This is a genomic window from Brevibacillus sp. NPDC003359, from assembly GCF_042878995.1.
Classification (GTDB): domain Bacteria; phylum Bacillota; class Bacilli; order Brevibacillales; family Brevibacillaceae; genus Brevibacillus.
The window spans coordinates 198763-217919 of record NZ_JBIAOR010000006.1 but is presented as its reverse complement, the minus strand read 5'-3'; the positions used below and the strand labels follow the sequence as shown (position 1 = coordinate 217919).

Sequence of the window (19157 nt, the reverse complement as noted above, 5' to 3'; positions counted from 1 at the left end):
CTCAACCACTCCTTCTTTATTGACGGTATCGGAAAGTATAAAGCCTACAGTTTGGAGAAGCGTTCTACGATGTCATCAACAAGCAGTTCAGCAGAAAGAATACCGCCGCCTACGTTCCAGATCACTTCGTCAACTTGGAATGCTTTGTTGTTCTTCGCGACATTCAGCTTTTGATAGAGCGGATCTTTCATCCATTCCTCGGTGTATTTATTGGCAGATCCATCACCGGAATAATCGCCGATCCAGTAAAACATGACGTCGCCATCCATTTCAGCCATGAGCTCTTTTGGAATGTCTTTTTTAAACTCATCGATGTCTTGGGAGGCTGGTCGAGCAAAGCCGAGCTGACTCAGAACCACGCCAGAGAAAGTATCTTTCAGGTAAAGACGAGTTTTGCCTGCTACGAAACGAACGACAGAGACTTTTGACTTCGTCTTGTCACCAAGTTTTCCTTTCGCATCTTCAATCTTCTTATCAAAATCAGCCATCAGCTTGTCGCCTTCAGCTTTTTTGTTCAGAGCTTCGGAGTATAGGGCAAAGTTGATTTTCCATCTGCCTACGAGATCTTCAGAGAAGACGGTTGGGGCAATCGCGGAAAGCTGAGCGTATACTTTTTCTTGGCCTTGGCGTCCTTTTGTTCCCAGGATCAGATCTGGCTTCAGGCTGGCGATCAGCTCAACGTTTGGCTGGTTCTCGTCACCCAATTCAACGGCGTCCTTCATTTTTTCTTTAATATGTGGATGCCATGGGTCACCAGGTTTACCCAGACCACTCATGACAGCCCCAACTGGCGTAATCCCTAATGCGAGAACGGCTTCTGTGCTTTCACTGGTGAGAGCGACGACACGCTGAGGAGTCCCTTTTATTTTTGTTGACCCCATGAAGTGTTTTACTTCTCTCTCTTCAGTCGCTGCCGGTGTAGGTGCTGGTGTAGTTGATGATGCCGCTGGAGTAGAAGAAGACGAGCTGGATGAAGGCGTTGCTTGTCCTCCGCAACCTGTTACGAGCATCACAACGGACAGCATTGCCCCCAGCATCAAACGCAAGGAAGTTTTGCGCATGATGGAAAATCCCCCTTTTAACTGATAATGATTATCATTTTTCTTCACTACTGTATATGCTTATATGACGATGTGTCAACATATTTTTCCAAGTATGATAATAAAAATCAATATCATTGACTTGCCTTATTTCCAAGCTTACACTGATTTGTGGGAGAAATTAACACCGTTCCTTACCATATATGAAATAGACAGAATAGGTAGAATGCAACTGAAAGAAGGGGACAGGCGTGAATGTGATTTTGTCCAGTCGTCTGCAAAAGACTACTGTACTCTTTATAGGAATAGTCGTCTTGGTTGTCGTGATGGTAGCTAGCATTCTTTTCGGAATCAATCGGTATTCGCTCACGACCGCAATAGAGGCATACACCCAATTTTCCGGTTCGGAGGAGCATTTGATTATTACGACTTCCCGAATGCCGCGTACACTGACAGCGGTAGCGGTGGGAAGCAGCCTTGCTGTAGCAGGTGTTTTGTTGCAGGCGTTAACTCGCAACCCTTTGGCTTCCCCGTCTCTTATCGGTGTGAACGCTGGAGCTGCAGCAGCTATTGTGACGACGATTGCTGTTTTTGGCTCGCAATTCCCAGTGTCGCAAATGATGTGGGCAGGGTTTATCGGAGCGGGTGTAACTGCTCTACTTGTATACGGGTTGGCTTCCGCTGGGCGGGGAGGCATGACTCCGATCAAGCTGACACTTTCGGGTGCAGCGGTTGCCGCTTTTGCTTCGTCTGTGACTTCTCTGTTCATGCTGCTGCAAGAAAAGACGATGACCGAGGCCTTTTACTGGTTAATTGGTTCCGTGGAGGGAAGACAGCTCGATCATCTTTTCATGATTATTCCTTATCTGATTGTAGGCTGGTTAGGCGCTATGATACTGACCGGTTCATTAAACTTGATGGTACTCGGTGATGATGTAGCAACTGGCCTGGGCCAAAAAATTATCTTGGTAAAAGCTACAGCGATATTGATCGTGGTGCTCTTGGCAGGTGGGAGTGTCGCGCTCGCCGGACCGATTGCATTTGTTGGCATCATCATACCGCATCTTTGTCGTTTTTTAGTCGGCCTTGATCACCGATGGTTGATTCCATATTCGATTGTCTTCGGCGGAGCTTTTCTGGTTTGCGCTGATTTGCTTTCTCGTCTTGTATTGATGCCTATGCGTTTAGAAGTACCTGTAGGAGTCGCAACCGCCATGATTGGAGTGGCTTTTATCATTCCGCTGGTCAGGGGGAGGGCGTATGCATAGACATGTAGTCATTCGGACCAAAAAGCCGGCGCTCTCGTTTCATGTAAATAAGCGGGCGTTAGGAATTAATTTCATCCTATTTTTGCTGTTATCTGTTGTGATTGTATTGAGTATTGGCTTAGGAAGCTTGCATATTCCTGTGTGGGAAGTCATTAAAGCTTTTGTGGGAGCGGGCAGTGAACAGAATGAATTGATCGTGCTCGATTGGCGGTTGCCTCGCGTTGTCGTTTCGGTCATGGTGGGGGCTTCCCTGGCAGTATCGGGGGCCATCCTGCAGTCCTTGGTGCGAAATCCGTTAGCTTCGCCTGATTTGATCGGGACTACAGCAGGAGCGACGGCAGCAGCAGTGGCATTTATCACATTTGCAAAAGATGTAAGTGTCCAATGGATGCCATTAGTGGCCTTGATCGGTGGATTGTTAACCGCTACGCTTACGTATTTAACTGCGTGGAAAGAGGGAGTCTCTCCTTTTCGCCTCGCGCTTGTCGGTGTATGTATCTCAGCAGGCATGGGGGCATTGACCATCTTTTTTCTGGTGATCACTCAAACCCACAAAGCCTCAAACGCACTCGGGTGGATGACTGGAACGGTGTACGGAATGTCTTGGGTAAATGTCATGACGTTGCTTCCGTGGACTGTTTTGTTTCTCGTGGCTACGATTTTCCAAATCCGTTATTTGAATGCGCAGGAGCTCGGTGATGATATCGCCAAAGGCATCGGCGTAGCAATTGATAAGAAACGGTTGCTCTTGATTGCAATCAGTGTGGCACTAGCAGGTGCTGCGGTCGGCGTGGCGGGAGGAATCAGTTTTATCGGTTTGATGGCTCCACATATCGCGCGCAGGCTAGTAGGCTCTGCGTACGGCTACTTGCTGCCGGCTTCCGCCGTTTTGGGCGGGATGCTCGTCGTCTTGGCTGATTTGATTGGGAGAACAGTGTTCTTACCACATGATTTGCCAGCAGGTATTTTTACCGCAGCAATTGGAGCGCCGTTTTTTGTTTATCTGTTGTATAAAACGAGGAATTATCAGTAGGTAATATCAGTGTGTTTATCTATAGACGAGGGAAAGCCCTGGAGGAAAGTAAGATTCCAGGGCTTTTTTGTATTCACCATTCTGCAATTTATTACAAAATATTACAAATATCGAATTTACAAAACGGTTTAAATACGGTAAAGATTAGTAGGGTTTACATTTATGATAATCGATGGAATTAATCGTGAAAGGCTTTTTTGTGCATGGTCCCCCAAAAATATGAGGAATAGCAAAAATCGATAAATATCGAGTTTATTCTTGCTTAATCACCAAATTATTGCAAAAATTTACAAAACTATTATTTACAATTGAGCTATAAAATGGTAAATAATAATAGTACCTACTATTACAGCTTTTGGAGGGGTTTATTCGTGAAAAAAGTCGTAGCAAGTCTATTGAGCCTGTCACTCGTTTTATCTGCCTCTGTATCTGCACTGGCTGCAGAACCTGTAAAAAGCTCGAAAGCATCTCAAAAAGCTGCATCAGCAAACGATCCTTATGAGCCAAATGACAGTCCTGCATTTGCTCCTTATATTAATTCGAATACCTCATATACAGCAGCGATTAATCACAATAGAGATGCTGACTATTTTAATTTTTATGCGAAACCTGGAGATTTTACATTGGCATTCAGTAGATTATCTGCAAGCAACCACACGTTTGACATCTTGGTGAGAAAGCAAGGCGGAGAGACAATAAAAAGCCAATTTCGTATTAAGGGCAATACAACTTTATCAGTAAATATCCCAGAAGAAGGGAGTTATTACATCTATATTGTATCTGCAGATGCAGCTTTCGATTCGACCCCAATAACTCCTATGCCTTATTCATTTAAAGCAATTTTTAATCAATAAGATCACTTACAAATACTCACAATTCCGTACCAAGTTATTAGGAGGTAACATACATGAAAAAAGTCGTAGTTAGCTTGTTGACCCTCGCAGTAGCATTATCAGCATCTGCTTCAGCATTTGCAGCAGAACCGGCTAAAAATATGAAGTCTTCCCAAAAAGCTGCTGCTTCAGTGACTGATCCATACGAACCAAATGATAGTGTTGCATTCGCTCCATATATTAATTCGAACGTTTCATACACAGCTGCAATTAATCACTATAGAGATTCTGATTATTTTAATTTTTACGCAAAACCAGGAACGTTTAATTTTGCATTCAGCAGCCTGTCATCAAGTACTGAGCCGATTACAATCTTGGTGAGGAAGCCAACAGGAGCGTTTCTACATAGAGTTGTTACCAAAGGTAATACATCTTTTTCAGTAGATATCCCGGAAGAAGGCCAGTACAGCATTTATCTGGGGACGCCAAATGCAATATTAGATAATAGACCAATAGAACCAATCCCTTATTCTTTCAAAGCGATTTTTAACCAATAATTGTAACGCACGAAAAACAGTCCTTAATTGAACTGCACCCCAATTGTTAGACACACCTAACAATTGGAGGTGCAGTTTTTTTATGGCTAAATTTTCTCCAGAAGATAAATTATCAGCGGTTTTACGCTGTTTAGACGGCAAAGAAACACATGCCTCTATTGCTACATCTATTGGTGCACACAAAAGTATGATCGGCGTTTGGGTGACACAATACGAGCAAAATGGCGTGGAAGCCTTCGGAAAATCCTATACAAGCTACACGGCACGCTTTAAACTGGACGTACTCAATTATATGATTACCCACGGGACGTCTCCGAATGAAACTGCCGCCATTTTTCAAATAACGGATCAAGGTTGGCATTATCAGATGAGTAAGTACCAGCATGCATTAAAAGAAAAGAACATCACGCAGAGTATGTCTAGAAAAGGAAATTGTTATGATAATGCCGTCATGGAGAACTTCTTTGGCATCCTCAAATCGGAAATTTTTTATACGCAGGAATTTGAGAGTATTGAACATTTTAAGAAGGAGTTAGCAAACTACATCGACTACTATAACCGCAAACGAATTAAGACAAAATTAAAAGGCTTGAGTCCGGTACAGTACCGAACTCAAACCTTACATGCCGCTTAACTACATTTCGTGTCTAACTTTTCGGGGTCACTTCATAATCGGGCTGTTTTTTTGTTTCCATCTGGATTCAACATAAAAAAGCGACCTCTTGAATCCAAGAGATCGCTTATTGTTTGCACGTATGGTACGCCTGAAGGGAATCGAACCCCCGCACATGGTTCCGGAGACCATTGCTCTATCCACTGAGCTACAGGCGTATATTGTGACGACAACTTTTATTATAAAACATCGGGAATCTCAATGCAAACGAAAAAAGTAGTTCAACAGAAAAAACTAGCGATAAGGTAAGCGAGAGTGAAAAAGCCATTGGAGAAGATCTTTCGACATATTTTGTGTTCTGCTTCATCAATTTGGCAGGAAAATTGCATGAGAGAACGAATATAATGAAAATAAAGAGTCATCGAGCAGCAAGAGCAAGTGCGAAGGAGGCGAGCTTCATGAACATGGGATTGGGGTTATTTCAAGAACAAACACTGAAATTAGTGATGACGCCGGAACTACGCCAAGCGATTACCATATTGCAGTATTCAGCCATTGATCTCATCTCCTATTTGCAGGATCAGGCAAATGAAAATCCTGTTTTCGACCTTGAAGTGGCTGGAGAAGTCGCTTCTGCAAAAGCAGAGAAACCAGCTCCTGAGATTGACTGGAAAGAAATTGTGGGCAATCGTGCGACAGGTGAGTACCCTTCGTCGAAAAATGAAAGCACTTACAATCCACTGGATTACGTCCAGCAAGGTGCGGAGACGTTGTACGAACATCTGGAGCGTCAACTCGGCTATGTAAAAGGATTCTCGTCGCTGCAAAAACAGATCGCTCTCTTTTTGATCGGGAATCTGGATGAGAAAGGATATTTGGAGATTACACTGGAGGAAGCGAGTTCGCGCCTAGGTGCTGAAGTGCTCGAGATTGAGGACGTATTGTCCGTTTTGCAGCATTTTGATCCTGTAGGAGTAGCTTCACGCAGCCTGGAAGAATGTCTTTTGCTGCAGCTCGGGCATTTGGCCCTCGATGACGAAAAGATCGTTCAGGTCGTTCGCAACCACCTGCAAGATTTAGCGGACAATCGCTACCAGCGGATCGCAGACAAAATCGGCTGCACGCCGCAAGAGGTACAGGCGATGGCAGACCTGATCCGTACGCTGAATCCGCGTCCAGGAGCGGCCTTTTCTACAGTAGAGACAAGATATGTCATTCCAGATGTGACCGTAGAGAAAGTCGGGAATGATTATGTGGTATTGGTCAATGATGTCGCTGCACCGCGGCTGAAAATCAACAGCTTCTATGAAAAAATGCTGAGCCAGCAAAAAAGTCAGGATGAAGCCAAACAGTTCATTCATGATAAGCTGAATGCCGCTATGTGGTTGGCAAAAAGCCTGGAGCAGCGCCGCCTGACTCTCATGCGCGTAACGCAGGCCATCCTCGATATGCAACGGGAGTTTTTTGATCGGGGGATTCATTATTTAAAGCCCATGACACAAAAGGAAATAGCAGAGCGGGTCGGCCTGCACGAATCAACGATCAGTCGGGCAACCAGCAACAAATACGTCCAGACACCGCGCGGGATCTTTGAGCTGAAGTATTTCTTCACGTCAGCACTCTCAACTTCCAGCGGGGAAGCGACTTCTTCTGAGAGTGTGAAGCGCAGAATCAAAGTGCTGATCGAGCAAGAAGATCGGAAGTCCCCGTTATCTGATCAGAAGCTGGGTGAGATGCTGCTGACAGAAGGGATTGAAATCTCCCGCCGCACGGTTGCCAAGTACCGGGAAGAAATGCTGATCCCATCGTCGGCCAAACGAAAGAGGTTTTAATGGGAATGAATGAAGAAATGTTTGAAATTGTTGTGTACGGACGAAAAAAATGTCACTTATGCGATGAGGTGGAGCTCTATATTCGCGGTTTGGCGGAGGAGTTCCCCCTTCGTATGCGCATGGTTGATATTGAAAGTGATCCGGTCTTGCATGAGGAAATGATGTTTGTCATTCCAGTAGTCGAGATAAATGGAGAGATTGTGTTTCGTTCCATTACACATGTGGTGACGCTAGAGGAGCTACGAAACGAATTACATAGACGTGCCACTCGGTCATGAGTGGCACTTTTTTATATGGGCGAGGGTAACTTGCAAGATATTGTTAAATATGATACATTCAAATTGTAGCAAGTGATCTTTTTTTTGCACCAAGCGGGACAAAAAATGTATATACAGGGACAAAAAAAGTCCCGATCAACAATTTGTAACCAAGGAAGAAGGCAAAATGCGACGTTTACTGGAACTGCAACAAAAATTGTTGCCTGACTTGATTCAGGTTTTGCGTCAGCGGTACATGTTGCTTCGATCCATCTATCATTTGCAGCCGATTGGCAGAAGAGGTCTAGCTCAAGCCATGGACACCACTGAGCGTATTTTGCGGGCAGAAGTGGAACTGCTAAAAGAGACGGGGCTCCTTCATGTAACGGCTGCGGGAATGAGCCTGAGTGAAGAAGGACAACAAGTCTTGGACGACATGGAGCCTCTCGTCGGAGAGTTATTCGGCCTTACTGACTTGGCGGAGCGCCTGCAAAAAAAGCTAGGCATACTAGAAGTCATTGTGGTGCAGGGCAATGCAGACCAATCGCCTTGGGTAAAGGAAGAGCTGGGACGGGTAGGAGCAAGGGTACTCAGACAGGTCGTGCAAGAAGGAGACATTGTAGCGGTAACAGGTGGATCATCTATCGCCAGCGTAGCAAGTCATTTGACGCCTTCCGCTTCGTTCAAAAACGTTCAGTTTGTCCCTGCACGCGGTGGGTTGGGAGAACGCGTAGAGCTACAAGCGAATACGCTCGCTTCCGCTATGGCAGCGAAAACAGGTGCTTCTTATCGGCTTCTTCACGTACCGGATCGTCTCCATCCGGAAGCCTTGCAGACATTGGTTAAAGAGCCGCAAGTGCAAGATGTGCTGTCGCTCTTGGGCGAGACCCGAATCGTTTTGCATGGAATCGGGGATGCCGTCACGATGGCTGTAAGGCGGAATTATTCGGAGGAAGAACTCGCAGAATTAGTGGAGGCGGGTGCTGTATCAGAAGCATTCGGCTACTACTTTAATGAAGCGGGAGAAACGGTTCACAGAATGCCGACCATTGGTTTGCAGCTAGAGGAAGTGCACAAGGCAGAAAAGGTGCTCTCCATTGCGGGGGGCGAAAGCAAGGCAAAAGCGATTCTTTCCTTTGCTAAGCAATCGTGTCAGAATGTACTCATTACGGACGAAGGAGCAGCTCACACGCTGTTGTCCACACGATTGTAACGGAAGGAAGTCGGTCGCATGTCTATCACATCGGTAACACCCATCTTGGCAATGATCGCTGGCATCATTTTGAGCCTATCGCTCGGATTTCCGATCGCATGGGGGATTGTTTTTGCGATCTTGGTCACACTGGTTAGTGTAAAAAGATTGGGTTATCCGTGGAAGCAGCAGTTCGTGTTTGGCTGGGAAGGTGTCCAAAAGGCAAAGCCCGTCCTTACGATTCTGTTTTTAGTAGGACTCTTGATTCCGCTATTAATGATGGGAGGAACCATTCCCGCCATCATTTACTACGGATTGTCGATTGTGAATGTCGAGTATTTGTTCGTTCTCTCTTTTCTGTTGACCGCAGGCGTCAGTTATTTGTTGGGTACGTCAATCGGTACGCTGAGTACGATTGGGCTGTCTCTGATGGGCATTGCACACGCAGCAGGGATATCACCTGCGATTGTAGGAGGTGCGCTCATCTCTGGAGCGATGGTGGGGGAACGTTTCTCGCCGATTTCCAGCAGTCGATTACTGGTGCTTTCCAATGTTGGGATGACAGAAGAACAAGAAAGAAGAACAAGGCGTCCTGCTTTGCTTGCGGTAGCGATATGCGCGTTACTTTTCCTGATCCTCGATCTTTTTCGACCGCAAGCGAACTCAACGGATACCATTCAAACGTACCAAGAGCTGTTAGTCAGTTATTTTTCGGTACATTGGAGCTTGATGCTGCCGCTCGTCGTATTAATTGCTTCTTTTGCACTGAGAGTCAAGGCGGTCAAGGCATTGTTTTACGGTATCGGAGCCAGTGCGATTCTAGTCGGGATCAATGGGAATATGGATGTGAAGACTTTTTTTACATCGATGTTAGTTGGATTTGAGCTTCATTCAGGAACGCCGCTGGATCAACTGGTCCATGGGGGCGGGATGTTCGCCATCTTCAATGTACTGGCGTTAATCATTCTCGCAGGCTTTTTAAACGGCATTTTGAACAGAGCCAATTTATTAACCCCCATCGTAGACAAAATGATGGGCCATACAAAAAATAAGACGGTCTTGGTAGCGAAGGCAACGGCATTGTCGTTGTTAGTGGTCATCATCAGCTGTAATCAAACCATTCCAATACTGGTTCTCGGCTCTACTCTTTTCGGGCGTTTCTCCCAATGGGAGGGAGGGCGCGAGTTGTTGGGCAAGACGATGCTGGACTCCACAGTGGTCATGCCTGTACTGATCCCGTGGAACGGACTATCCATGATGATGGCGCTCACGTTAGGTGTTTCGACGATCCAGACATTGCCCTTTGTGTTTTTTCCAATCTTATTACCGATTGTTACGATATTATCGACCCGCTGGTTTTCGCCAGAGGGCAGGTTTCTCGCGTTGAAGAATAAAGCTAGCTAAGAAGCAGGAGGTATACATTATGGTAAAAGTAGGTATTAACGGATTTGGTCGTATCGGTCGTAACGTATTTCGTGCAGCATTGAACAATCCAAATGTAGAAATCGTGGCGGTCAATGACCTGACAGATGCGCACACACTGGCGCACCTTTTGAAATATGACACGGTTCATGGTGTTCTGAACGTGAGCGTTGAAGCTTCCGAAAACACGCTCATCGTTGACGGCAAAGAAATCAAGGTGTTGGCAGAGCGCGACCCAGCTCAACTCAAGTGGGCAGATTACGGTGTTGAAATCGTTGTAGAATCGACTGGACGCTTTACGAAGCGCGAAGATGCAGCGAAACACTTGGAAGGTGGCGCGAAAAAAGTCATCATCTCCGCTCCAGCAACAAACGAAGACATTACAGTTGTAATCGGTGTAAACGAAGACAAGTACGATCCAGCTCAACACACTGTGATCTCCAACGCGTCCTGCACAACGAACTGCTTGGCGCCATACGCGAAGGTTCTCAATGAAAAATTCGGCATCGTACGCGGATTGATGACAACTGTTCACTCTTACACCAATGACCAACAAATTCTCGACCTGCCGCACAAAGATTTGCGCCGTGCCCGTGCAGCTGCGGAAAACATCATTCCAACTTCTACAGGGGCAGCAAAAGCGGTAGCACTCGTACTGCCTGAGTTGAAAGGCAAACTGAATGGTTTCGCGATGCGCGTTCCAACTCCAAACGTATCCGTAGTGGACCTGGTAGTTGAGTTGAAGACAGACGCAACAGTGGAAGAAATCAACAACGCACTGAAAGAAGCAGCAGAAGGCCCACTCAAAGGCATTCTGGGCTACTCCGAAGAGCCGCTTGTATCGTCTGATTACAATGGAAACCCTGCATCCTCCACAATCGATGCTTTGTCCACTATGGTACTGGAAGGAAACATGGTGAAAGTCGTTTCCTGGTACGATAACGAGTGGGGTTACTCCAATCGTGTCGTAGACTTGTGTCATTATGTTGCACAGCGCGGCTTCTAACACGTAAAATAGAACTGTTGTGGAAAAAAGGGAGAGCAATCTCCCTTTTCCCATATCTGTTTTCCGAATAAAAAGCCAATGATTTGGGAGGATCGTTCATGAACAAGAAATCTATCCGCGATGTTGAGCTGGCAGGCAAGCGCGTATTCTGCCGTGTCGACTTTAACGTGCCAATGCAGGACGGGGTAATCACCGACGATACACGCATTCGTGCTGCTGTACCAACCATCCGTTTCATGATGGAGGCAGGGGCCAAAGTAATCCTGGCGAGCCATTTTGGTCGTCCTAAAGGCCAAGTAGTGGAAGAGATGCGTCTTACTCCTGTTGCAGCCCATCTATCCTCGTTGTTGGGCAAGGACGTTCGCAAGCTGGAGGATTGCCATGGTGCGGCTGTAGAAGCGGTAGTGGAACGGATGGAGTCTGGCGATGTGATCCTGTTGGAAAACGTACGCTTCCATGCGGGAGAAGAAAAGAACGATCCAGAACTGGCAAAAAGCTTTGCGGCCTTGGCTGATCTGTTTGTGAATGATGCATTCGGTACAGCTCACCGGGCACATGCTTCTACAGCGGGAATCGCTGAATACATACCAGCAGTTGCGGGCCTTTTGATGGAAAAGGAAATTCGCTTCATGGGCGGAGCGTTGTCCAATCCGGAGCGTCCGTTTACAGCTATTGTCGGTGGTGCAAAAGTTAAAGATAAGATTGCTGTCATTGAAAATTTGTTGACCAAGGTCGATCATCTGATTATCGGTGGCGGTATGGCGAATACATTCCTCAAAGCACAGGGGTATGGCATCGGTGCATCCCTGTGTGAAGACGACAAGCTCGATCTCGCACGTACGTTGATGGGTCAGGCAAAAGAGCGCGGCGTTCAATTGCTGATGCCTGTTGATGTTGTGGTAGCTGACCGTTTTGCGGCAGACGCAGAAAAGCAGGTCGTGGCAATCGATTCGATTCCAGAGGGCTGGATGGCACTCGATATCGGACCGAAAACAGTAGAACAGTACCACAGCGTCATCGTAGATTCCAAAACAGTTGTATGGAACGGTCCAATGGGTGTATTTGAAATGGATGCTTTTGCAGGTGGCACGATTGGCGTAGCCAAGGCCATGGCAGTATGCAATGGTACGACCATCATTGGTGGCGGTGATTCCGTAGCAGCTGTGGAAAAAGCAGGCGTAGCCGAGCAGATGACACATATTTCTACAGGCGGCGGAGCGTCTCTGGAATTCATGGAAGGTAAGGAACTGCCAGGCGTAGCTGTGTTGGCAGATAACGAATAAGAGCGAAGAGGGGGAGTTTGCATGCGAACACCAATTATCGCGGGGAACTGGAAGATGTTCAAGACGATGGCCGAGGCAAGAACGTTTGCGCAGGACGCCAAGGGAGGCAACAATACTTCCGGGGTACAAAAGGTCATTTGCGCACCTTTTACAGCGCTGGCTGCACTTAAGGAAGAGCTGGCGGGCACGGATATTGCCATCGGCGCGCAAAACATGCATTTTGAAGAGCAAGGTGCTTATACAGGTGAAATCAGCGCGACCATGCTGAAAGAAATCGGTGTGGAGTACGTGATCCTCGGTCACTCCGAGCGCCGTCAATATTTCAATGAAACAGATGAGACCGTGAATAAAAAGGTGGTAGCCGCGTTAGCAACAGGTCTCGTACCGATTGTGTGCGTAGGCGAGAGTCTGGAGCAGCGGGAAGCGGGAGAGACAGCTGACGTAGTTCGTACGCAGACAGAAGGTGCCTTTGCTGGAGTAGACGCTGCACAAGTGGCGGATACCGTTATTGCATACGAGCCGATTTGGGCGATTGGTACAGGCAAGTCTTCCACGGCAGAGGATGCGAATGAAACGATTGCTATTATTCGAAACGTAATAGGCGAACGCTTCGGACAAGCGACAGCTGAGAAAGTGCGTATTCAATACGGCGGAAGTGTAAAGCCGGAAAACATCGCAAGCTACATGGCACAGCCGGATATCGACGGAGCGTTGGTCGGTGGAGCGAGTCTCGTAGCGGATAGCTACTTGCAGCTTGTGGCAGGAGCTACGTCGCGATAGGAGGAGAAAGCAATGGCACAAAGACCAAAACCGGTTGCCCTTTTGGTTGTGGATGGTTTTGCTCTGCGTAACGAAACGCATGGAAACGCAGTAGCTCAAGCCAACAAGCCAAATTTTGACCGTTACTGGAATCAATACCCTCACGCGACATTAGAGGCAAGTGGGTTGGCTGTTGGGCTGCCAGAAGGACAGATGGGGAACTCCGAGGTAGGCCATCTCAATATCGGAGCAGGGCGTGTCGTTTATCAGGATTTGACGCGCATTACCAAGTCGATTAAAGAAGGCGCTTTTTTTGAGAACGAAACACTGATCGCTGCTTTCCAGCACGCGAAGCAAAACGGCAAGCAGCTCCATCTGTTTGGACTTTTGTCCGATGGTGGTGTACACAGTCATATTGACCACTTGTTTGCGATGCTCGAATTGGCGAAAAAGCAGGACTTTGCCGATGTGTTCATTCACGGTTTCCTCGATGGTCGCGATGTATCGCCTGACAGTGCAGTGGGCTATATCGAACAGTTGCAAGCTAAAATTGCAGAGATCGGTGTTGGTCGCATTGCCACCGTACAAGGCCGCTACTATGCGATGGATCGTGATAAACGCTGGGAGCGCGTAGAGAAAGCGTACCGTGCCATGGTGTACGCAGATGCTCCGGCTTATCGTGATCCGGTTGAAGCGGTAAAGGAATCCTACGAAAAGTCCATTATGGATGAGTTCGTCATGCCAACCGTGATTCTCGATGAGGCAGGAAAACCAGTGACGACCGTTCAAAGCGGCGATTCGATTATTTTCTATAATTTCCGCCCGGATCGTGCAATTCAAATGTCGCAAGCATTTACGAATGAAGATTTCCGTGGCTTTGACCGCGGCGATGAGCGTCCGCGCGATCTGCATTTTGTATGCCTGACGCATTTTTCCGAGACAGTTGACGGGTTTGTCGCTTACAAGCCTTCCAATCTGGATAACACGTTGGGAGAGGTGCTTTCCCAGCACGGTTTGAAACAGTTGCGTATTGCAGAGACGGAGAAATATCCGCACGTGACTTTCTTTTTCAGCGGAGGGCGTGAGAAGGAGTTTCCGGGTGAGGCACGTATCCTGATTCCTTCGCCAAAAGTGGCGACGTACGATCTGCAGCCGGAGATGAGTGCAACAGAGCTGACGGACGCAGTAGTGGCTGAGATCGAGGCAGACAATTTTGACGCGATCATCTTGAACTTTGCCAACTGCGACATGGTTGGTCATTCCGGTATGATGGAGCCAACGATCAAAGCAGTCGAGACGGTTGATGCATGCCTGGGCAGAGTGGTGGATGCGATCGTGGCAAAAGGTGGCGTAGCCATCATCACGGCTGACCACGGCAATGCCGACTTGATGCTGGATGAAGCGGGCCGCCCGATTACTTCACACAGCACGTATCCAGTGCCGGTAATCGTGACCAAAGACGGGGCTGCTTTGCGCGAAGACGGTATTTTGGCCGACTTGTCGCCAACGCTTCTGGAGCTTTTGAACGTACCACTGCCGGTTGAAATGACAGGCAAATCGTTACTTGCAAAATAGGCTTCACTGGGACACACTGAAAAGGTGGCTAGGTGGTAACGAAATACATGTAGGGCAACTACGTAATAAAAAGGAGATGGACGAGAAATGGCAATGATTACTGACATTTATGCACGCGAAATTATGGACTCTCGCGGTAATCCAACTGTGGAAGTAGAAGTGTATCTCGAAGATGGCTCTATGGGCCGTGCAGATGTTCCATCTGGAGCGTCTACAGGTGCTTATGAAGCAGTTGAGCTCCGTGACGGCGACAAATCCCGTTACTTGGGCAAAGGCGTTCTGAAAGCAGTAGAGAACGTGAATGAAATCATTGCTCCTGAATTGATCGGCATGGATGCTTTGGATCAAGTAGGCATCGATATGGCGATGATTCAGCTCGACGGTACAGACAACAAAGGCAAACTGGGTGCAAACGCGATTCTCGGCGTGTCTATGGCAGTAGCACGTGCGGCTGCAGAGTCACTGGGCGTTCCTCTCTACAACTACCTCGGCGGCTTCAACGCGAGAATGTTGCCAGTTCCTATGATGAACATCCTGAACGGTGGTAAGCACGCAGACAACACCGTAGATATCCAGGAATTCATGGTAATGCCAGTAGGTGCTGAATCCTTCAAGGAAGCGCTGCGTACAGGCGCGGAAATTTTCCACTCCCTGAAGAAAGTATTGGGTGAAAAAGGCCTGAGCACAGCAGTAGGGGATGAGGGCGGCTTCGCTCCAAACCTGAAATCTAACGAAGAAGCGATCACAACTATTTTGGATGCGATCAAGGCAGCAGGCTATGAGCCAGGCAAAGACGTGTTCCTCGCGTTGGACGTAGCAGCTACAGAAATGTTCAAAGACGGCAAATACCACTTCGAAGGCGAAGGCGTTGTGAAAACAACAGAAGAAATGATCGCGTTCTACGAAGATCTGGTAAACAAATATCCAATCATCTCCATCGAAGACGGTCTGTCTGAAGACGACTGGGATGGCTGGAAAGCGCTGACTGACAAGTTGGGCAGCAAAGTTCAGCTGGTAGGGGACGATTTGTTCGTAACGAACACAGAGCGTCTGGCTCGTGGAATCGAGACCTCTACAGGTAACTCGATTCTGGTAAAAGTAAACCAAATCGGTACGCTGACAGAAACCTTCGAAGCAATCGAAATGGCGAAGCTGGCTGGCTATACGGCGGTCATTTCCCACCGTTCCGGTGAAACCGAAGACTCTACGATCGCTGATATCGCAGTCGCTACAAATGCAGGGCAAATCAAGACAGGTGCGCCTTCCCGCACTGACCGCGTAGCGAAGTACAACCAATTGCTGCGTATTGAAGACGAACTCGCTGATACAGCTCGTTTTGGCGGTCGTTCTGCATTCTACAACCTGAAGAAGTAAGCTTGCATGATGGATAGATAAAAAGAGCACGCGGTAGTCTAGGACACAAAAAAAGTCCGGGACTGCCGCTGTTTTTTATAGGAGGAAAGAAACATGCCACTGGAAGCCTCAATTCGTTGCGCGTTCAAGTTTTTGCATACGAAAAAAAGACTGTCCATACTACTCGCTGGACAGTCTTTTTGTTGTTTGGAGCTTATGACACGACGAACGCTTTTGGTTCAGCCTGCACAATGCCTAGGCGGCTTTTACTGTACGGGATGCACATAGGAGTTCCGTACAGCGGGTCTTGCGTAATCTGGCAATCCATATCGAAAACCGTACGGACAAGGTCTGTCGTCAGTACTTCGTTTGGATTGCCCTCTGCCACTACGGTCTGATTGTGAACGGCAACAATATGATGGGCATAGCGGCAAGCGAGATTCAGATCGTGGAGAACCATGACGATAGTGCGCTGTTCCGTTTGATTCAGTTCAAACAACAGGTCCAAAATTTCAATCTGATGGGACATATCCAGATAAGTCGTAGGCTCATCCAACAAAATCGTTTCGGTTCCTTGTGCGAGCGTCATCGCAATCCAGGCGCGCTGACGTTGGCCGCCAGAGAGACTGTCGACGGCACGGTTAGCCATATCCGTGAGTTGAGTAGCTGCCAATGCTTTGTTGACCATCTGCTCGTCTTCTTCTGACCATTGCTGTAACCAGTTTTGATAAGGATAGCGTCCTTGCTTGACCAATTGCAGAATCGTCAACCCTTCTGGTGCGGATGGGCCTTGAGGAAGGATGGCAAGACGTTTTGCTACTTCTTTGGTAGAGCGTTTGGCGATCGATTCCCCTTCAAGCAGGATGGCGCCTTCCTTTGGTTTGAGTAAACGTGCCAGTGAGCGCAGCAACGTCGATTTGCCACTGCCATTACTGCCAATGAAAACCGTAATTTTTCCACGCGGGATGTTCAAATCTAACGCTTCAATGATATTGCGTTCTCCGTACGATAACGTAAGCCGTTGGGTTTCCAAAGCTTGCATATGGTCTGGACTCCTTTCGCTAGCGATTTCGGTTTTTGTACAGCAAGTAGATGAAAAACGGAGCGCCGATGGCAGAGGTGAATACCCCTACAGGCACCTCGATTGGTGAAAAAGCCATGCGTGCAATCAAATCCGCAAGCAATACGATAATGGCACCCAAAAAAGCCGAGAGTGTCATGGCACCGCCAAAGGACGGACCAATCAATTGCTTGGCAATGTGTGGGGCCAGCAAAGCCACAAAGCTGATATCTCCTCCAACAGAGACGGCCGTTCCCGTCAAAGCCGCGCAAATCATGAGCAGGAAGAAGCGATCCAATTGCAAGGAACTACCGAGACTCGTCGCCAGATCATCACCGAGCTGTTGAATGTTTACTCGTCTAGCAAGTAAGCCGGCTACGAGAATCAGACTGATGACCCACGGCACTATCATGAATACGTCGTTCCAGTCGACGCCGTAGATGCTTCCCGTCAGCCAGAGCAATGCTTTGTTTTGCAGCAAAAACGGACTGAACATGATCAGCATGGTGACAATGGCACCCGCTGCAATTTTGATTCCAACACCGATCATGACGAGACGAAGCGGCGTGACGCCTTTTTTCCAAGAGAGGGCGTACAGCAGGAATGTCGTCAATGTTGCCCCCAAGAAAGCGATGGGGGGAAGCCACTTAATGCTCGCTGTTTCAAATAGGATTAAGAAGCCGACTGCAAAAACAGATGCTCCACCCGATACCCCAAGAACATCCGGGGAAGCCAATGGATTGCGGACGAGGCCCTGCATGATGGCACCAGCAACTGCGAGTGCGGCACCTACCAGAATGGCAATGACGATACGCGGCAAGCGAAATTGCTCTACAATTAAAGCATTCTCTTCTGAACCTATTCCCAACAATACTTTTAACACATCGAGCGGGGCGATTTTCATTTCACCCATTCCGAGACTGACAATCGCTACTGCGATGACGATCAAGAGGGCGAGTAGCGAAAACCAGATCGTTTTTTTATGTAGCTGAAACGAGGAAAAGCGCTTGCCGATGCGAAGAGACAGGTAGTCTTTCATTATTTATCCAGCCCCTGGCGTGCGACATAGATGAAGAACGGAATCCCGATCAGGGCTGTCATTACTCCAATAGGAACTTCAGCAGGCATCGCGATATATCGTGCTCCGATGTCTGCGAGAAGCAGCAGGATGGAACCAAGCAGACCGCTGTACAAAAGCACCCAGCGCGTGTCGATTCCGACGAGATAGCGGGCCAGATGCGGAGTGACCAATCCGACAAAACCAATGGGTCCAGCAACAGCAACCGCACAACCGGATAAGAGAACAATGACGATACCGACACTGAATTTGACCAATAAGGTGCGCTGTCCAAGACCTTTTGCTACGTCATCACCCATCAACAACGTTTGAATCGGACGTGCGAGGACAAAAGCAGCGATCCAGGCGACGATCATATAAGGAAAGATAGTCGCTAGATACTCCAGCTTTCTTCCGCCGACGGAACCCGCCAGCCAGAAAAGCACCTCGTCTGTTGCCTTTTCATTAAGGACCATCATGCCATGTCGTATCGAGGAAGCCAAAGCGGTGATAGCTGCACCCGCTAGAACCAGCTTCACAGGCGAAAGCCCATCTCTGCCGAATGATCCGAGTAAGTAGACGATCAAACCTGCTACAGCGGCTCCTAAAAAGGAAATCCATGTAAACTGGGTCAAGGAGCTGATCCCGACAAATGTAACAGCGAACACAACAAAAAGAGAAGCACCTGCATTAAGACCGAACAGTTCAACGTCTGCAACAGGGTTTCTCGTCAAGGATTGGAGCAGAGTTCCGGCCAGGCCGAGGCAAAAACCGACCGTAAGCGCATTGAGCACACGTGGTACTCGCACTTCTTTAATGACGATGTGTTCATTGGAGCCGTTAAAATTCGTATAGGCATCAATCGCAGTTTGCCAACTCGTGTCAATGACGCCAAAGATGAGGCTGGCATAACTGAGGTAAGTCAGAAGGAGAATGGCGAACGCCACTCCCAGAATTTTACGAAAGTTGCTAGCTAATAAAGAGCTCATGATGGCTACATCCTTATTTCTTAGATGG

17 protein-coding genes, 1 tRNA gene and 2 pseudogenes are annotated in these 19157 nt (G+C 47.8%); 15 read left to right on the top strand and 5 right to left on the bottom strand.

The window, feature by feature from the left end; all coding sequences use genetic code 11:
- Positions 1 to 44: 44 nt before the first annotated feature.
- A complete protein-coding gene (locus ACFYU8_RS17560) occupies positions 45 to 1061 on the bottom strand; it encodes an ABC transporter substrate-binding protein (RefSeq protein ID WP_390301078.1) in 1017 nt (338 codons plus the stop codon).
- Positions 1062 to 1291: 230 nt separating this feature from the next.
- Between ACFYU8_RS17560 and ACFYU8_RS17555 the strand changes: the two genes are divergently transcribed.
- The 6 genes and pseudogenes from ACFYU8_RS17555 to ACFYU8_RS17535 all read left to right on the top strand — a co-directional run.
- Entirely contained in the window at positions 1292 to 2308 is a 1017-nt protein-coding gene (locus ACFYU8_RS17555) for a FecCD family ABC transporter permease (protein ID WP_390301081.1), read from the top strand.
- Positions 2301 to 3341: a FecCD family ABC transporter permease gene (locus tag ACFYU8_RS17550; RefSeq protein ID WP_390301084.1), complete on the top strand. Its 1041-nt coding sequence runs from the start codon at positions 2301 to 2303 to the stop codon at positions 3339 to 3341. Before ACFYU8_RS17555 ends, ACFYU8_RS17550 begins: the two co-directional genes overlap by 8 nt.
- 371 nt (positions 3342 to 3712) lie before the next feature.
- The gene (locus tag ACFYU8_RS17545) at positions 3713 to 4195 is read left to right on the top strand and encodes a hypothetical protein (RefSeq protein ID WP_390301087.1); all 483 of its coding nucleotides are present in this window, start codon (positions 3713 to 3715) and stop codon (positions 4193 to 4195) included.
- A gap of 53 nt (positions 4196 to 4248) precedes the next feature.
- Positions 4249 to 4731, top strand: a complete 483-nt coding sequence (locus ACFYU8_RS17540; RefSeq protein ID WP_390301090.1) for a hypothetical protein — start codon at positions 4249 to 4251, stop codon at positions 4729 to 4731.
- An 82-nt stretch (positions 4732 to 4813) separates the two neighbouring features.
- Positions 4814 to 4963 (top strand): annotated as a pseudogene (locus ACFYU8_RS31520) (transposase); the annotation flags it as partial.
- Positions 4964 to 5074: 111 nt separating this feature from the next.
- Positions 5075 to 5365, top strand: a pseudogene (locus ACFYU8_RS17535) (transposase); the annotation flags it as partial.
- 122 nt (positions 5366 to 5487) lie between these two features.
- Here ACFYU8_RS17535 and ACFYU8_RS17530 read toward each other — a convergent pair.
- Positions 5488 to 5562 (bottom strand) — tRNA-Arg (locus ACFYU8_RS17530).
- A 240-nt stretch (positions 5563 to 5802) separates the two neighbouring features.
- On the opposite strand from ACFYU8_RS17530, the gene rpoN reads away from it, so the two are divergent.
- The 9 genes from rpoN (at position 5803) to eno (ending at position 16044) form a co-directional block, all read left to right on the top strand.
- Entirely contained in the window at positions 5803 to 7176 is a 1374-nt protein-coding gene (gene rpoN, locus ACFYU8_RS17525; RefSeq protein ID WP_390301093.1) for an RNA polymerase factor sigma-54, read from the top strand.
- Positions 7176 to 7454 carry a glutaredoxin family protein gene (locus ACFYU8_RS17520; RefSeq protein ID WP_390301096.1) on the top strand — a complete coding sequence of 93 codons (279 nt, stop codon included), beginning with the start codon at positions 7176 to 7178 and terminating at the stop codon, positions 7452 to 7454. Before rpoN ends, ACFYU8_RS17520 begins: the two co-directional genes overlap by 1 nt.
- A gap of 166 nt (positions 7455 to 7620) precedes the next feature.
- On the top strand, positions 7621 to 8646 hold the full coding sequence (locus tag ACFYU8_RS17515) for a sugar-binding transcriptional regulator (RefSeq protein WP_390301099.1): 1026 nt from the start codon (positions 7621 to 7623) through the stop codon (positions 8644 to 8646).
- An 18-nt stretch (positions 8647 to 8664) separates the two neighbouring features.
- Positions 8665 to 10029, top strand: a complete 1365-nt coding sequence (locus tag ACFYU8_RS17510) for a Na+/H+ antiporter NhaC family protein (RefSeq protein WP_390301102.1) — start codon at positions 8665 to 8667, stop codon at positions 10027 to 10029.
- A 19-nt stretch (positions 10030 to 10048) separates the two neighbouring features.
- Positions 10049 to 11053, top strand: a complete 1005-nt coding sequence (gene gap, locus ACFYU8_RS17505; protein ID WP_007720484.1) for a type I glyceraldehyde-3-phosphate dehydrogenase — start codon at positions 10049 to 10051, stop codon at positions 11051 to 11053.
- Positions 11054 to 11151: 98 nt separating this feature from the next.
- A complete protein-coding gene (locus tag ACFYU8_RS17500; RefSeq protein WP_390301105.1) occupies positions 11152 to 12336 on the top strand; it encodes a phosphoglycerate kinase in 1185 nt (394 codons plus the stop codon).
- A gap of 21 nt (positions 12337 to 12357) precedes the next feature.
- Complete coding sequence (gene tpiA / locus ACFYU8_RS17495; protein ID WP_390301108.1) at positions 12358 to 13116, top strand: triose-phosphate isomerase; 759 nt, start codon at positions 12358 to 12360, stop codon at positions 13114 to 13116.
- Between the two features lie 12 nt (positions 13117 to 13128).
- Entirely contained in the window at positions 13129 to 14670 is a 1542-nt protein-coding gene (gene gpmI / locus ACFYU8_RS17490; protein WP_390301111.1) for a 2,3-bisphosphoglycerate-independent phosphoglycerate mutase, read from the top strand.
- An 87-nt stretch (positions 14671 to 14757) separates the two neighbouring features.
- Positions 14758 to 16044, top strand: a complete 1287-nt coding sequence (gene eno, locus ACFYU8_RS17485; protein WP_390301114.1) for a phosphopyruvate hydratase — start codon at positions 14758 to 14760, stop codon at positions 16042 to 16044.
- Between the two features lie 193 nt (positions 16045 to 16237).
- Here eno and ACFYU8_RS17480 read toward each other — a convergent pair whose 3' ends face one another.
- The 3 genes from ACFYU8_RS17480 to ACFYU8_RS17470 are packed head-to-tail and all read right to left on the bottom strand — an operon-like array spanning position 16238 to position 19129.
- Positions 16238 to 17065, bottom strand: a complete 828-nt coding sequence (locus tag ACFYU8_RS17480; RefSeq protein WP_390301117.1) for an ABC transporter ATP-binding protein — start codon at positions 17063 to 17065, stop codon at positions 16238 to 16240.
- 19 nt (positions 17066 to 17084) lie between these two features.
- On the bottom strand, positions 17085 to 18122 hold the full coding sequence (locus tag ACFYU8_RS17475; RefSeq protein WP_390301120.1) for a FecCD family ABC transporter permease: 1038 nt from the start codon (positions 18120 to 18122) through the stop codon (positions 17085 to 17087).
- Positions 18122 to 19129, bottom strand: a complete 1008-nt coding sequence (locus ACFYU8_RS17470; RefSeq protein WP_390301123.1) for a FecCD family ABC transporter permease — start codon at positions 19127 to 19129, stop codon at positions 18122 to 18124. Before ACFYU8_RS17470 ends, ACFYU8_RS17475 begins: the two co-directional genes overlap by 1 nt.
- Positions 19130 to 19157: the final 28 nt, after the last annotated feature.